Source organism: Peristeroidobacter agariperforans (assembly GCF_004138335.1).
Lineage (GTDB): Bacteria > Pseudomonadota > Gammaproteobacteria > Steroidobacterales > Steroidobacteraceae > Steroidobacter > Steroidobacter agariperforans.
Genome location: NZ_RYFW01000003.1, coordinates 189,123 through 203,652, shown reverse-complemented (window position 1 = coordinate 203,652; position 14,530 = coordinate 189,123). Strand labels below are relative to the sequence as shown.

Genomic DNA, 14,530 nt, shown 5'->3' with positions numbered 1-14,530 from the left:
GCCACCGGTGCCATGACGTACAAGCTTGCCATCTTCGATTTCGACGGGACGCTGGCCGACTCATTCGAATTCTTCCTCGCGTCTCACAACACGCTCGCCCGCCGCCATGGCTTTGCCGAAATGGACTCGGCACGGATCGATGACTATCGCGGCCAGGAGCCGCGTGAGCTAATGCGTCGCCACGGCATCCCGATGTGGAAATTGCCCATCATCGCCAGAGACTTCATGGCAATGATGGCGCGTCACGCCGACGGCATTCGCTTGTTCGAGGGGATTGCGGAGGCGCTGCATGCCTTGTCCGTGAGCGGTATAGAACTCGCCATCGTCACTTCGAATTCACTCGAGAACGTCAGACGCGTCGTTGGGAATGAGGCGCTCCAACGGGTCCGTCACATCGAGTCGGGGGCGTCCATCTTCGGCAAACGCCGGCGGCTGGAGCGCGTGTTGAAGACTTGCAACATCGCGCGACAACATGCCATCTACGTCGGCGACCAGGCGACCGATGCCCAAGCAGCGCGGGCAGCCGGCATCGCATTCGGCGCCGTGCGCTGGGGATACGCGACAGCGGCAATGCTCGATCAACACTCACCGGCGATGACGTTCGGCTGCGTATCCGAACTGCAGCGCATTGCAAAGGGCCGTGATTCAGCGCCGAGCGCGTGTTCCGAGTCGTCGTACAAAAATAGCAAGCACGAGTGATTTCGACCCGGCGACGGAACTCGCAAACGTTGATGAGCGTGGCATGGCCCGCCATTCTCATGAGAAGCTCGCGTTGATTTTTTCTGGGGATGAAAGAGCCGGCCCGCTACATCAGCGGGCCGGCGACGCAGCTCAAGGAGTCAGTCCGTGCACGCAGAGCTTGCTCTTCACCGGTCCTGCCCCGTTGTTTTGAGCCGCTTTGCCGTCCCGCGCCGGCGCCAACAGCTGGCTGACGACGCGCCCGACGCTCTTTCCTTGCCGACAGCCCTCTTTCACGGCGTGCAGGAAGTGAATGCCGCCATACACTCGTGACATTCCATTTTCATGCGCCGCGTCGCTCAAGCTCTGGAACGTGCGGGCCGCTCCCGGCAGCGTCGTGCTCACCACATCGAAGCGCATACGATCGCCAAAGTTTTGAATGAGCACTTCAGCCGCGGCAGCCCCCAGCACTGTGTGCGTCGAGGGATAATCCGGCACCGGCGGAGTGAAGAACGCCGGGGCTTGCAACGGCGTCCAGTTCTTATCCGCGTCCGTGGCCGGATTGCCGTCACGATCGGCTGCGCGAATCGCGGTAGTCGGGCGCCAGAAGCGATGACGATATTTTTCTGCGAAGCCCGTGATGTAGCCATCGGCGAGCGCGAAGTTCACCAGCGCCATGATGCGAGCGGAACGCCACACGTCAGTCCGTTCCTGGCGCAGGAGGGTGTTCGCGATGCGATTCCAACCCATGGGCGAGAACTCGAACCAGAACATGGCGAGGTCCGTCTGCTGCGCGGTTCGCACCGAGCTGTCGTTACGCCCGATCGACTTCAGAAGTTTGAAATCGCGCGCGTAATCGCGGCTGGTCAGCGCCAGCGGCCCTGGCAAGCGATGGTCCAATGCTTCCACACCGAAGGGAGTGACGTTCCCCCACCCGGGAAAGAGCGCCACCGGTCCGAACGGCGGTTTATCGAACGGCGATGTGAAGTCATAGTCGCCGGGCTCACCGTTTGGCACATACGGCGGACCGCCCGCAGTATCGGCGCCATCGCCGACGCGTCTGGCGAGATTGGCTTCAGCGCTGCGATGCCCCAGTTCGATACCCGCTTGCTTGGCCGCGCCATCCGGAATGCCGAGCAACGTCGCGGCATATGCAATTTCGACGGTGGTGCTTTGGCTCGGTGACAGGGCAACCAGCGTGTCACGCGCAGCCGTGGCGATGGCCGCATCGACGGATGCACTTGGGTACGACAACTCGATCGTGTACGGCTGATACCGACGCTCGACGCCGTTTACGGCATCGTGAATTGCCGCGTGCACGATCGCGAAGGCGCGGGAATCCATGACCAGCCCGGGATCCACCGGCAACACTTGAATCGCGACGGCATTCCACCGTGTAACAGGATTGCCGGCCGGTGAATCGGCGACTCCGCCCGCGAGCGCCGTCAAGCTGGTACACAGGGCCGCGGCCGCCAGCAACGGCGTTACAAACATCTTGGCTTTCATCGTTCTTTCCTCGGTTGATGGATCGGATGGATGTCCAAGGGCCCGCCACCCTCCCCGGAGCTGACCTCTTTGCCTGACTAAAGCCGCAACCGAAGTGAAATCAGCTCATCCAATCTCAGGGACAAAGGGACGTTGAGCCGCGAGCGGCCGCGGCGCTAAGATCTACGGCGATCAGCCCATCCGACGACGATTAGAAACGGGCGAACCATGGAAGACTTGTTCACGCTGGTGTACGCCGAACTGCGCCGGATCGCGGAGCGCCAGCTTCGTGGCGAGCGTTTTGGACATACGTTGTGCACGACAGCTCTGGTACACGAAGCGTGGTTCGAGCTTTCCAGACTCAATCGCATTCAATGGCAGAGCCGTGCGCACTTTCTTGCGTTGGCCTCACAAGCGATGCGTCGGGTACTCATCGACTATGCAGTCGCGCGCAAAACTCAAAAGCGCGGTGGTGGCAAGCCGCTGCAATCGATCGATGACGACGCGCTGGCGGTCGTGCAGGAACACGCCGAGGAGTTCGTTCTTCTCGACGAAGCATTGCAGCGGCTCGCAGCGATAAATGAACGCCACGCACGCATCGTCGAATGTCGTTTCTACGGCGGCATGAGTGTCGATGAAACCGCCGAAGCGCTCGAGATCTCTCCGGCCACGGTGAAACGCGATTGGACACTGGCGCGCGCCTGGCTGAATAAGGAGCTGGGCACGTGAGCGACGAGCGCTGGCGTCGCATCGAGGAAATATTCGGCGCGGCAATCGAGTGCGCGGCATCGAATCGCCCGACTCTGCTAGCACGAGAGTGCGGCGATGACACTGCCTTGCGCCGCGAGGTCGAACAGCTCATCGAGGGTCACGAGCGTAGCGGGCTCGTCGATACCTTGGCGACCAAGCTCGAGGCTCCGGCTCGATGGCGCTCGCGCATCGACGCGGTGGAATGGACCGATCGTCGAGTGGCACAGTACGTCGTGCTGGCGCCACTCGGAGCGGGTGCGATGGGCTGGGTCTACAAAGCCCGCGACGAGCGCCTGGGTCGAATGGTCGCCCTGAAATTTCTGCCGCCGCACCTGGTCAGCCACGAGAGCGCAAAGAATCGTTTCCTGCTCGAAGCGCGCGCGGCCGCCGCACTCGATCATCCGAATATCTGCACCGTCCACGAGATCGGCGAAGCCCCGGACGGCCAGATGTATATTTCAATGCCGCTGTACGAAGGCGAAACATTGCAGTCGCGCCTCTCGCGCGGTCCCCTCCCCGCCGCGGAGCTGACGCATATCGCCCTGCAGGTCGCCAGCGGCCTGGCGAAGGCGCACGAGCAAGGCATCGTGCACCGGGATGTGAAACCCTCGAACGTCATGCTGTTGAATGACGGCGGCGTCAAGATTCTGGACTTCGGCATTGCCCATATCGAGGACGTGTCGCTGACCGCCACGACCGGGACGGCGATGGGCACACTGGCGTACATGAGTCCGGAGCAGGCACGGGGAGAAAGTGTCGATCCGCGGATGGATGTCTGGGCGCTCGGGGTCGTGATGTATGAAATGATCACGGGCGCGCGTCCTTTTGCTGCCGAGGATGCGCGAACCTTGCGGGCCGCCATCGAGGATCGCGAAGCGGAGTCAATGGCGGCTTGCCGGCCAGACGCCCCCATCGAATTGGATGCCATTGTTCGCAAGATGCTCAGCAAGACAGCATCGCAGCGGTATGCGTCCATGGCCGATGTGGAGGCGGAGCTCACCGGGCTGATCGAGCGTGAGCAATATCCCGGCGCCGCACTCAAGCGCAATCAACCGCCTGTAACAGCTGCTGCAAGCGAGCGCCGCCACGCCGCGGTCATGGTATCGATTCTCTCGGACTACGCGACCCTGATCGAACAGCACGCGACCGAAGAAATCGAAGCGCTGATGACCAGAATCCGCAACAGCGCAGTCGATGTAGTTCGGCAACACGGCGGGCTCGTCAATCACGCCTTCGACGAGGAGATCGTCGCTCTCTTCGGCGTTCCCGCCGGTCATGAAGATGATGAGCTGCGAGCGGTACGTGCCGCGATGGAACTGCACCGGCGCGTAACCGAACTGGCCACTCAACTGCTCGGCCAGCGCGGCGCCCACGTTCGATTACGCACCGGCGTGCGTTCCGGATTGATCGTCTCGCAGCGAATGAACAGTGGGCCGCGCCGATACGCCGTAAGTGGCGCGGTCGTGCAGTCAGCTTACCGGCTCGCGATCCTGGCTGCTCGCGACACCATCCTGGTCACGCCGGAATGTCAGCGCCTGATCACTCCCTTCCTCCATACCGAGCCACAGGAGCCTGTCACATTGCTGGCTGACGAAGGCCAGGTGATACCTCATCGCGTCCTGGGTGAGTCGGGCCTGCGAGCGCGCATCGACGCCGCCGTGCACCGGGGATTGACCGCATACACCGGTCGGCAGACGGAGCTGGGCACACTTATCGAGCGATTTGCCCGCGCTCGCAATGGGCACGGGCAGATCGCTCTCATCCTCGGCGAAGCAGGTGTCGGCAAGAGCAGGCTGCTCCACGAATTGCGTTCGCGAATCATCGGAGCAGAGGTCCGCGAGCTTGGCGCTCGTTGTCACTCCTATGGAGGCACCGCGCCCTACCAACCATTCATCGACGTGCTCCGCCAGGCGCTGCAGCTCGGCCCACTGCGCGAAGACCACTCTGACATCAGCACAGTCGTCGAGCGCATTTGCTCGATCGATGCGACGCTGGTGCAATTCGTGCCGCTGTACTTGCACTTGCTCTCGATGGCGAGTGACGAATTCCCTCTGCCTCGCGATCTGCGGGGCGAGCATTTACAGCAAGCTGTGCCGGAAGCTCTGGCCGCTTTGCTGACGCGAGTCGCGAGTAGCGCTGCGACAGTGCTTTGGTTGGAGGACTGCCACTGGAGTGACGAGGGCTCGCGCGCCGCGCTTCATCGGCTGATCGAGATCGCCCCGAACCACTCTCTGTTCGTGCTCGTCACCAGCAGACCTGCAGGCGTGGAACAGATCGAATGGGCATCCCGGGCCACGCAGATCCACCTCGCCGCTCTCGATTTCAATGCATCGACCGACATCGTCCGCGACGTGCTGCGCGTTGAACGCATCTCCGCCGAGCTCGCCCAGCGCCTCTTCGAGCGCACGGCCGGCAATCCCTTCTTTCTCGAAGAGATCTGCCATGCACTCACAGAAACGGGAGCGTTGGCGACGGAGGGCGGCGAAAGCGTCGTCGCCGGCGGCGTCGCGTCACTGCAGTTGCCGGAGACCGTGCAGGCTGTCATCCGCACGCGCCTCGATGCGCTCGACAAGGATGCACTGGAAGTGCTGCGAATCGCATCTGTGATAGGTCGCGAATTCGCGCACGCGTTGCTCGCGGATGTTTTGGGAAGCAAGCACGATGTAGCGCAAGCGCTCGATCGCCTCACCCGCGCGGGGCTCGTTCAACAAAGCTGCCTCGTTCCGGACGTGGTCTACCGATTCAACCACGTGCTGACCCATGAGGTGACTTACGAGAGTCTGCTGAGCCACCAACAGCGCTCGTGGCACAAGATCGTCGGCGCCGCCCTGGAGCGACTGACGCCGCGGCAGGTCGATGAACACGCCGAGTTGCTTGCGCATCATTTCGCGCTGGCCGAAAGCTGGCAGTCAGCGATCGATCATGGCGGCCGCGCAGCGGAGCGCGCTCGCGCGCTGAGCCAGTTCGCCGACGCCCTCGCCATGCTCGACCGAGTCCGTTCGTATATTGATCGACTGCCCGACGACGAGCAGCGCGCCGATCGTATCGCCGATGTCCTGCTTCAACAGGAGCGCCTGTGCGAGACGCTTGGCAAGCGTGGGCGCCAACAGCAGATCGTCGATGAGTTGATCGCGCTGCTCGCGCCCCGAGGCACCTCGTCGCGCCTTGCGCAAGCCTATCAACGACAAGGCGATCTATTGACGTTGCTCAGGCGTTTCGATGCCGCGGATCGCGCACTGGGCACCGCGCTGCGTGTCAGTCGGGAACACGGCAACAGCGCTCTCGAACGACAGGCCCTGCGAAGTCTGGGGTTGTTACGTTGGCACGAGGGGCGCCATGAAGAAGCATTGACCATGACGGAGCGCGCGCTCGAGATCGACCGCGAGCGTTGCGATGAGCTCGCCGTCGCCGGCGATCTGGCCAATCTCAGCACCATTCTCAAAGGCATGGGCGAGCATCGGCGGGCCATCGAAAAGGTCGAAGAGGCGCTGGCCATTCCCGCGCTGGCCCAGGCGCCCGCCAGCCTGAGCTACAGCCTGCAGAATCTCGCGAACATCTACCGTGACGCGGGCGATCCGCAGCGGGCGCTGGAAGTGTTGCAACGGGCGAACGAGCTGACTCGGCTCCACTTGTTGCCGATCCAGCGATCGTTCCACCTCATGGCCATCGCCCACCTCTATTTGCAACAAGGGCAGATCGAGCGTTCATTGCAAACCTACCAGGAATCGATCGAGCTCAGTCGGCGCGCGCGTTATGCAGACGGCCTCGTGCAATCGCTGCGTGCATTCGGCGAAGTGCTGGAAGGTCTCGGCCGAGATCAGGAAGCATTGCCCCGGCTGAAGGAGGCAGCATCGTTGTTCGCGCAGCTCGAAGATCGCGCTGGCGAGGCGGAGATGTGGAGTCGGATAGCGACGATCGCCGGGCGTTGCGGGGACGTGACGTCCGCTTCGCACGCCTGGCAGAGCATGCGAGAGCTTTGTATCAAGCTGGGCGATGTCGAAGGCGAACTGCAGGCGCTCGAGGGCATCGCACGCGCAGTTCGATCCTCGGGTGGCAGCACCGAGCGCGCCATCGGGGCGGCCGAGGCGGCACTGGCACTCACCGTCACACTAGGCGCTCAGCGCCGCGAACTGGCCTTAAGGAATATTCTCGGCATCATGCATTGGGAACGTTCTGAGTACGCGCGAGCGCTGCGTCACTACGAGCTCGCGCTACGCCTCACCCGCGTGTTGTCCGATCGCGTCCATGAGGGCCTGATGCTCAACAGCTTGGGGCTCACACTCGGTCGCCTGAATCGCCATGAGGAAGCTCGCACTGCGCTCGAGGAAAGCGTCGAGCTGAATCGCGCAACCAATCAACATTTGCTCGAAAGTCACGCCTTGACGGCGCTCGGCGACATTCACCGGATGCGTCAGCGCCCAGACCTTGCACGCGCCTGTTACGAGCAATCGCTCGCGCTGCGACGTGCGCTCAACGATGTCACCGGTGAAGCTCAGTTGACACAACGCCTGGCCCAGCTCGTTACCGAACCGGAGTAACAGACATGCCGCGATTCATCATCGAACGCTCGGTCCCCCCGCTCACGCGTGCGCAGCTCGATCAAGCGGGACGCCTTTCGGTCGACGTGCTCAAGGACATGCCCGACGTGCGCTGGATTCGCAGCTACGTCTCGGATGCCGAAGGCAAGATCTATTGCGAGTACGATGCGCCGAGCGCCGAGGCGATCCGCGAGCACGCCCGCCGCGCCGGACTGCCCGTGGACCGCATCAGCGAGATTGCCCTCGAGATCAATCCCGCGATGTTCAGCTGAACTACGGTGGCGTTAGCCCCAGCGCGGCGTCTCATCCGGATTGATGCCGAGCACCGTCTTGCCCACCAACTCATGAGTGAACATCGAGTTGCCGGGATGGATGCGCCCGAGCCGTGCATCACGAAAGATCTGCTCGAGGCCGCTGCGCTTGAAGATGCCGAAGCCACCCGCCACTTCCATCGCGAGATCCACGACGCGCCACGCGTTCTCGACCGCGTTGTATTTGGCGGAAAGGATTTTCGCCGGCCAGAGCGCGCCATGATCGACTCCGCTCGACCAATCCTGCGCAATGCGTTCCAGGTGCGGCTCGATCGGGTCGAGCGCCAGCTGCATCTGCGCGATCCGGTGCTGAACCTCGGGGTGATAGATCATCGGTCGCGACAGCGCCATGGATCGCTTGCCCTGCAGCGATTGCACCGTCAGATCCAAGGCGCGACGCGCCAACCCGAAATAGATATTGCCGAACCCCAGCAGCGCCCACGCGAACACCCCCAACACGAAGTGATCGACTCCTGCGGCGCCAGCAGGGACGATGCGGGCAACGTAACGATCTGGCACGAACGCGCCATCGAGCACCGTGTCGTCACTGCGTGTGGCGCGCATCCCGAGCACGTCCCAGGTTTCGTCGATCCGGTAGCCTTCGGTGTCGCGCGGCATGAACGCATGCACGATCTTCGGCGCGCCCGGATCGCTCGTATCCATTCCGTGAATACCGAGGTAGGTCCACACCGGGGTCAAACTGCCGAACGATTTCTTTCCGGTAAAGCGATAGCCGCCTGAGACTCGCTCGGCTCGTGTCGTGGACAGCAACACGGGAATATCGTTGCCGCTCTCGGCATGGCCGGCCGCAAAGATCTCCCCTTTCATCGCAGCGTCCAACAACCACGCGAGCGAGGTGTCGCCGGCCCTGAACAGGTCCGCTGCGATTCCGGTCCAATACAGGTGCATATTGACGGCAAGCGCGGTCGGCGCCGCGTAGTAAGCCAATCGACGTTGCTGGCGCACGACTTCGGCCAGCGTCAGACCGCCCCCCCCGAAATCGCGCGGCACGGCGGCCTGCAAATATCCGCATTGCCGCAACTCCTCGAAGTCCTCGGAGAAGAAGCGGTTTTCGCGATCGTAGTCGCTCGCGCGCCGGGCGAAGCGCGCCAGCATTTCATCGTTCAGCAGCGTACTCGGGCTCATTCTGACTCTCCCAGGCGGCGGGGTGATTGTCTCTCGCCTGGGTAAAGCCACAAATAGGGACCAGAGGGCTCATCGGGTTGTCACAATCGGACCCCGTGCACTCTGGGCACGGCAAACAGGCTATCGACGGCCTGCGGCGGCGCGACCTGACTCCACAAGCGGCCCATGAGACTGTCGCCGTTCACGACGAACACGCTCTCGTCGTGGAGCACGGTTCGATTCGGCACCCAGTATTGCGGATAAGGATTGGAGCTGTCGGGCCCTGCCGTTTTGATCACGCCTGCCAGACGCAAGTGGGGTGTTGCGCCTCCCACGTCATCAATTTCCAGCAAGTGTACTGCGCTGTATGTCCAGCTGAACCGGCCGTCATACGACGGCGTATCGAACACGTTGATCGGCAGTGCCATCCGGTAGCCGTTCGTTTGCTCGACCGGCAACAGCGTAAGCGCGTGCGGATCGTCGGTTGCATCGCTCGAGGAGCCGATTTGTCCGAACACCTGCACACCCAGCGAGCGCGGCTCGGCGATGTCACTTACGTCGAAAAGCTCGACCTTGATGCCAGTGCGAGTGCCCTGCGCGTTGAGCTCTCGGCCGACGGACAGCAACAGTTCGATGCCCGCGGGTCCGACGATGGGCTGCAGATAGGTCGACACGCCGGGAATTTCGAGCTCGCCGGCAATGAACGGCTCCACCGGGTTGCTCAAGTCGATAACATAGAGCGGGTCGGTCAGTCTGGCCGTCACGACGTACGCGCGCTCGCCAAAGAAACGCACGGCGTGCACCTGCTCGCCTGGTTTGCCGATCGGCTGCGGATGCTGCGTGTTCGGCAGCTTGGCCATCGCGACCAGTCGTCGATCCGGCGTTTCGCGCAGCACCGACAGGCCGTGCACGTCGGCGCGGCTCGTGACGATACGCAGATCGCCCCGGTACTCATCCATGAAGTAGGCAGCATTCGTCCAACCAATCCTGCCGCTGACCGCGCCGCTCGCGCGATAGGTGATATCGCCCCGGTTCAGTCCGAACTTGTGTAACACAGTCATGGGCGCGCCGTCGGCAGCGACGCCTTCGCCGCCCACATACAGACTGTCGAGTGAAACGTAGATGCCGTTGACGTTGGTGCCGACGCAGTTGACATCGGTCACACGCCGCTCGTTCAAGTCGAGGGCGGTGATGACCAGCAGGTCGGCATATGCGTCCGCGGACGACAAATTGGCCGGCAACACGCAGTCGCGTGGCGTGACGAGCGGCAACTCGGCCCCGCCGTTGATGCTGTAACCGGGCAACAGATCTGCTGCGCTCGCCTCGCGGATGCGCCGCTCGTTCGCCCGCTTGGTTTCAAGCGTGTCCGCCGGCAGCACCAAACCCGCCAGTCGCGGCCGATAGCTGCTGACGAGGTAGAGCGTATTGCCGATCTTCCGACTGCCGCGCAGCCAACCGTCCAGCTCGATCTGCCATGCTTGCGACACGTTCGACGGATCGCGCACGTCGAGAAATTGCACGATGGTGCGATCCGGCTGGATTGCGAGCGCGTCGATCACCGGCTGGGCTTGCAACCAGGCCCGATAGTCCTGGCTCACGGCGGCGAGGTATTCGGTGGCGCCGCTGGCAGATTGCACTTGATACAACAGCGGCAGGGAGCTGTGCTCTCCCGCCAGGGTGAACTCGGAAACGACTTGCGTGCCGGCGGTCGTCGGATCCGTGCTGACAACTTTCAGGACGTTGCGTATCAATCCCGCGGGCGTCGCGCCTGCGGATTGCACAGGTTTGGGGATGACGGCGTACACGTGCTCGCCGTCGTATTTGACGAGATCTGCCTCATCCACCCCTGCCACCTGGACGGTGGTTCGGGAATAGCCGCCGTCGCGTCCGCCGACTGCCGCGGGTCCGCCGACGATATCGATCTCCGGCGCGCCGGCCAGGGACATCCGAATACCATTGCGCAAGGCGCCCAGGACGCTGCCGTCCTTTGTCGCATACTGCAGACCTCCGTCGGTCGATGTCGCAAGTCGCAGGTCGGAATAATCGGTGTCCAGCGGCTGCCCGCTCGAGCTCGATCCGGCGCTGCAGCCCGCCAGTCCGATCGATGCTGCCAGTGCCGTCGCTTTCGCCGCTGCGCTCATCCACTGTCCTCCAGTCCGATTTTTCCGCCAGCTGCCGGAATATTAGAAAGAGGTCGCCGGCGAATCCGTAGCGCATTTGTAAAGGTTGTCAGTGGCGCTTACAGCTGGCACGCTCTGTTAACAGGTCACGAACACGACGTACATTCGCGTAACAAATCGCAACCAAAGCTTTACAGCTGGCCGCGTGCGCTCTGGGAGAATCCCAGCTTCAGCGCGACTCGATCGCACACGCACGCAGATCACGCCAATGCACACGACACTGCGCAAACTCGCCTTGCTTCTGCTCATCGCGTCCTGCAACCCCTTGCCTGCCGGGGCGCAGGGCAAGTGCACGGCTGTGTCACCCGATTGCGTAGCCGTCGGTGAGTGGGATCTGAGCGTGGCGCTCGGTGCGGGTGTGCGCACCAACCCCATCGCAGGCCGTGCCGACATTCCGCTGGTCGTCGTTCCTCAGTTGAGCTACTACGGCAAGCGCTTCTTCCTGGACAACCTGGAACCGGGGTTTACGTTGCACGAAGGTGTCGCGAACACCTTCAACGTCATTGCCGCGCCCGGCTACGATCGCGTGTTCTTCAGCCGCGGCGACCCACAGAACGTCCTGGTCAGCGGTCCACTGGGTTCGGCGGGCGGAGGCGCAGGCGGCGGACTCATTCCCCCCGAGGATGACGATTCCCCGCCGACATATCCCAACCATCGTCGCCGCACGACCTATCTTGCCGGACCGGAATGGCTGTTTTCCTACGGCCGCTTTGCGGGACAGCTCAGCGCCCTGTATGAACTCACCGGACGGCACCATGGCTACGAGATCCGGGGCGCGCTCTCCGCCCCATTGATCCAGACCGAACATTCTCTGGTCGCAAACGCCGGCTTTACCTGGAAGAGCGCCGAGACGGTGCGCTATTACTATGGCGTCAAAGGCCTGTATCGCCCCGATGCGGCGCTCAATCCGTTCGTCAAGCTGGGTTACTCACGCGTGCTGTCCGGCCGATGGACACTCAGTGCTTTCGTTCACTATGAATATTTCAGCGGCGAGATTGCCGACAGCCCGATCGTATCGGACCCCTCTGTGGTAACTGCATTTGTGGGCTTCAACTTCAAAGTATTCTAGCCGTGCGCTGCTGTGTGGCCTGCTCGTCGCAGTCTCGGCACGGGCCGCGGCCGACGCCGAGCAGCCACCGATCGCGCTTCAGCTGCGCCCGCGTGTCTGCACGCTCGCCGACAACGACGCAACTTGTAACACCACCGTGCGTGCGCAATGGCGCTCGACCAGGAACGAGTCGCTGTGCCTGGTGATCGTGGATCAACCTCACATTCGCCGCTGCTGGGAACAACACTCCGAAGGGGTCTACAGCGTGGAAGTGGCTTTCAGCCAGGATCTCGTGGTGCAACTGCGCGATACCGAGCTCGACCGCGTGCTCGCCTCCCAAGCGATCGCCGTCATTCGCAAGGCGCTGCAGTTTCGACGCAAGCGCCGGCAACCGTGGAGCATTTTCTATTGAGCGCCAGCCCCGCCCCGCCTGTAATCCTGCTCGTCGAAGACGATCTGAGGTTGTCGGAGCTCGTGCGCACGTACCTGCAGGGCAACGGCTTCCGCGTCATCGTCGAACATCGCGGCGAGGCCGTGGTCGACCACCTTCAGCAGGACAAGCCCGACCTGGTCATCCTCGACCTCGGCTTGCCAGGCCGCGATGGCTTCGCAGTCTGCAAGGAATTGCGGAGCCTCTCGACGCTGCCCATTCTGATTCTCACTGCGCGTAACAACGATATCGATCACGTCGTGGGCCTGGAGCTCGGCGCCGACGATTACGTCGCCAAGCCCGTCGAGCCTCGCGTGCTGGTGGCGAGGATCCACGCGCTGCTCCGTCGGAGCAAGAGCAACGCGCCGCCCGAGCCTCGGTTGCTCAAGTTCGGAAACGTTTCCATCAATCCCCTGTCGCGCTCGGTGTTCGTGGGAGCCGAAGAAGTCACCCTCTCCAGCAACGAGTTCGACCTGCTGTTCTTGCTGGCCTGCCGCGCAGGAGAGATTCAGTCGCGCGAAACGTTGTATCAACAGCTCTACAAGCGCGACTACGACGGGGTCGATCGCACGCTCGACGTGCGTGTCTCGCACCTACGCAAAAAGCTGGGCGACGCCGGCGCGCCGGAAAGAATCAGGACGGTGTGGGGACACGGTTATTTGTTCGCGCCCGAGGGCTGAGCATGGCCCGCCATTTCCTGCAGCTTTACCTGGCCATCGTTGCGACGCTTGCCATCGTCAGTTGGGGGCAGGATCGGCTGTGGCACTTGTATGCGGACTCTGCCCGGCCGACGGCCAGCTATCCGTCACAAGCTGCCGTGCTGACCATCGTCGAACAACAGCTGCAATCGATGCCGCAGGACCGCTGGCCCGCAGCCATCGCGGATCTCGCCCGCAGTACGGGGCTGGATCTGGAACTGATGGAGCCGGAGGAGCTGACCGGCATCGATCCCGCCGGCGCGGAGCAAGGCAAGCCTGCGCTGTGGAGCGACGTGGACGATCGGGTCTGGGCGTTACAGCGGATCGCCGGTAGCGACCGTATGCTCGCGTTCCGATTCGTGGATGAAACATTGCGGCGCACGCCGCTGGAATGGCTGCTGGTGATCGTTTTTTACGCCGCCATAGCACTCATCGTCATGCTGTGGCTGTGGCCCCTCCGGCGCGACCTGCGCGCGCTCGAGCGATCGACGCTGCGATTCGGCGACCGCAATTGGAGCTTCGACGCCAACATCTCGCCACGCTCTCCAGTCGCTTCACTCGCCGACGCGTTCCGGCGGATGGCGCGCCGGATCGACGCCCTGATCGGCTCGCACAAAGACATGGCGAATGCGATGTCACACGAGATCAAAACACCGCTCGCGCGCATGCGCTTCGAGATCGAGCTGGCGCGCAGCGCCGAGAACCGGGAAGTACTGTTGCAACATCTCGATCACCTGAACACGGACATCGCCGAACTGAATGCATTCGTCACGGCGACGCTTGAATACGCAGTGCTCGAGCGCGCGGAGGTTGCACTGAATATCGGGCGCCACGATTTCACCCTGGTCGTCCCGGCGGTGACCGAATCCGTCAGGCGGAGCGCTCGCAATGACCTCATCCTGAGCTGCGAGGTCGCTGAAGACACCAACAGCGTAGTCTGCGACGCGCATCTCATCGAGACAGTGCTGCGCAATCTGCTCTACAACGCCACGCGCTACGCGAAACAACGCGTCAATGTAACCTTCAAAGTTGCGGCCGATAGCTATCGGCTCTACGTTGATGACGATGGTCCCGGCATTCCCGCGGCCGACCGCGAGCGCGTCTTCGGCTCCTTCATACAACTTGGCGCGCGCAGCACCTCGCACAGCGGCTTCGGACTCGGGCTGGCGATCGTCAAGCGCACCATCGAATGGCACGGGGGCGCGGCGAGCGTCGATAGCTCTCCTCTCGGTGGCGCCAGATTCATTATCGAGTGGCCGGTAGCAGGCGCGATCGACAGCTAGCGCG

Annotated in this window: 11 protein-coding genes; 8 read left to right on the top strand and 3 right to left on the bottom strand. The window is 62.8% G+C overall.

What is annotated here, in order from left to right; translation table 11 throughout:
- The first annotated feature begins 12 nt into the window (after nucleotides 1-12).
- Nucleotides 13-699 carry an HAD hydrolase-like protein gene (locus EK373_RS23060; protein WP_129646359.1) on the top strand — a complete coding sequence of 229 codons (687 nt, stop codon included), beginning with the start codon at nucleotides 13-15 and terminating at the stop codon, nucleotides 697-699.
- Nucleotides 700-831: 132 nt separating this feature from the next.
- On the opposite strand, the gene EK373_RS23055 is transcribed toward EK373_RS23060, so the two are convergent.
- Entirely contained in the window at nucleotides 832-2,184 is a 1,353-nt protein-coding gene (locus tag EK373_RS23055) for a vanadium-dependent haloperoxidase (protein WP_129646357.1), read from the bottom strand.
- Between the two features lie 207 nt (nucleotides 2,185-2,391).
- On the opposite strand from EK373_RS23055, the gene EK373_RS23050 reads away from it, so the two are divergent.
- The 3 genes from EK373_RS23050 to EK373_RS23040 are packed head-to-tail and all read left to right on the top strand — an operon-like array spanning nucleotide 2,392 to nucleotide 7,723.
- Nucleotides 2,392-2,892 carry an ECF-type sigma factor gene (locus tag EK373_RS23050; RefSeq protein ID WP_129646355.1) on the top strand — a complete coding sequence of 167 codons (501 nt, stop codon included), beginning with the start codon at nucleotides 2,392-2,394 and terminating at the stop codon, nucleotides 2,890-2,892.
- Nucleotides 2,889-7,451, top strand: coding sequence for a serine/threonine-protein kinase (locus tag EK373_RS23045; protein WP_129646353.1), 4,563 nt, complete (start codon nucleotides 2,889-2,891; stop codon nucleotides 7,449-7,451). The genes EK373_RS23050 and EK373_RS23045 overlap by 4 nt, the downstream gene beginning before the upstream one ends.
- Before the next feature lie 5 nt (nucleotides 7,452-7,456).
- On the top strand, nucleotides 7,457-7,723 hold the full coding sequence (locus EK373_RS23040; protein WP_129646351.1) for a DUF4242 domain-containing protein: 267 nt from the start codon (nucleotides 7,457-7,459) through the stop codon (nucleotides 7,721-7,723).
- Between the two features lie 12 nt (nucleotides 7,724-7,735).
- Here EK373_RS23040 and EK373_RS23035 read toward each other — a convergent pair whose 3' ends face one another.
- The gene (locus tag EK373_RS23035) at nucleotides 7,736-8,908 is read right to left on the bottom strand and encodes an acyl-CoA dehydrogenase family protein (RefSeq protein ID WP_129646350.1); all 1,173 of its coding nucleotides are present in this window, start codon (nucleotides 8,906-8,908) and stop codon (nucleotides 7,736-7,738) included.
- 80 nt (nucleotides 8,909-8,988) lie between these two features.
- Nucleotides 8,989-11,028, bottom strand: a complete 2,040-nt coding sequence (locus EK373_RS23030) for a beta-propeller domain-containing protein (protein WP_129646348.1) — start codon at nucleotides 11,026-11,028, stop codon at nucleotides 8,989-8,991.
- A gap of 247 nt (nucleotides 11,029-11,275) precedes the next feature.
- Between EK373_RS23030 and EK373_RS23025 the strand changes: the two genes are divergently transcribed.
- The 4 genes from EK373_RS23025 to EK373_RS23015 are packed head-to-tail and all read left to right on the top strand — an operon-like array spanning nucleotide 11,276 to nucleotide 14,526.
- Nucleotides 11,276-12,136, top strand: coding sequence for a MipA/OmpV family protein (locus tag EK373_RS23025; protein WP_129646346.1), 861 nt, complete (start codon nucleotides 11,276-11,278; stop codon nucleotides 12,134-12,136).
- Entirely contained in the window at nucleotides 12,108-12,527 is a 420-nt protein-coding gene (locus tag EK373_RS33475; protein WP_198683571.1) for a DUF3019 domain-containing protein, read from the top strand. Before EK373_RS23025 ends, EK373_RS33475 begins: the two co-directional genes overlap by 29 nt.
- Complete coding sequence (locus EK373_RS23020) at nucleotides 12,524-13,225, top strand: response regulator transcription factor (protein WP_198683570.1); 702 nt, start codon at nucleotides 12,524-12,526, stop codon at nucleotides 13,223-13,225. Before EK373_RS33475 ends, EK373_RS23020 begins: the two co-directional genes overlap by 4 nt.
- 2 nt (nucleotides 13,226-13,227) lie before the next feature.
- A complete protein-coding gene (locus EK373_RS23015; protein WP_129646342.1) occupies nucleotides 13,228-14,526 on the top strand; it encodes an ATP-binding protein in 1,299 nt (432 codons plus the stop codon).
- The last annotated feature ends 4 nt before the right edge of the window (nucleotides 14,527-14,530 follow it).

Bases quoted from the DNA above. Each gene is read 5' to 3' on its own strand.
- EK373_RS23060 (WP_129646359.1), top strand. From the start codon at position 13: ATGACGTACAAGCTTGCCATCTTCGATTTCGACGGGACGCTGGCCGAC.
- EK373_RS23055 (WP_129646357.1), bottom strand. From the start codon at position 2,184: ATGAAAGCCAAGATGTTTGTAACGCCGTTGCTGGCGGCCGCGGCCCTG.
- EK373_RS23050 (WP_129646355.1), top strand. From the start codon at position 2,392: ATGGAAGACTTGTTCACGCTGGTGTACGCCGAACTGCGCCGGATCGCG.
- EK373_RS23040 (WP_129646351.1), top strand. From the start codon at position 7,457: ATGCCGCGATTCATCATCGAACGCTCGGTCCCCCCGCTCACGCGTGCG.
- EK373_RS23035 (WP_129646350.1), bottom strand. From the start codon at position 8,908: ATGAGCCCGAGTACGCTGCTGAACGATGAAATGCTGGCGCGCTTCGCC.
- EK373_RS23030 (WP_129646348.1), bottom strand. From the start codon at position 11,028: ATGAGCGCAGCGGCGAAAGCGACGGCACTGGCAGCATCGATCGGACTG.
- EK373_RS23025 (WP_129646346.1), top strand. From the start codon at position 11,276: ATGCACACGACACTGCGCAAACTCGCCTTGCTTCTGCTCATCGCGTCC.
- EK373_RS23015 (WP_129646342.1), top strand. From the start codon at position 13,228: ATGGCCCGCCATTTCCTGCAGCTTTACCTGGCCATCGTTGCGACGCTT.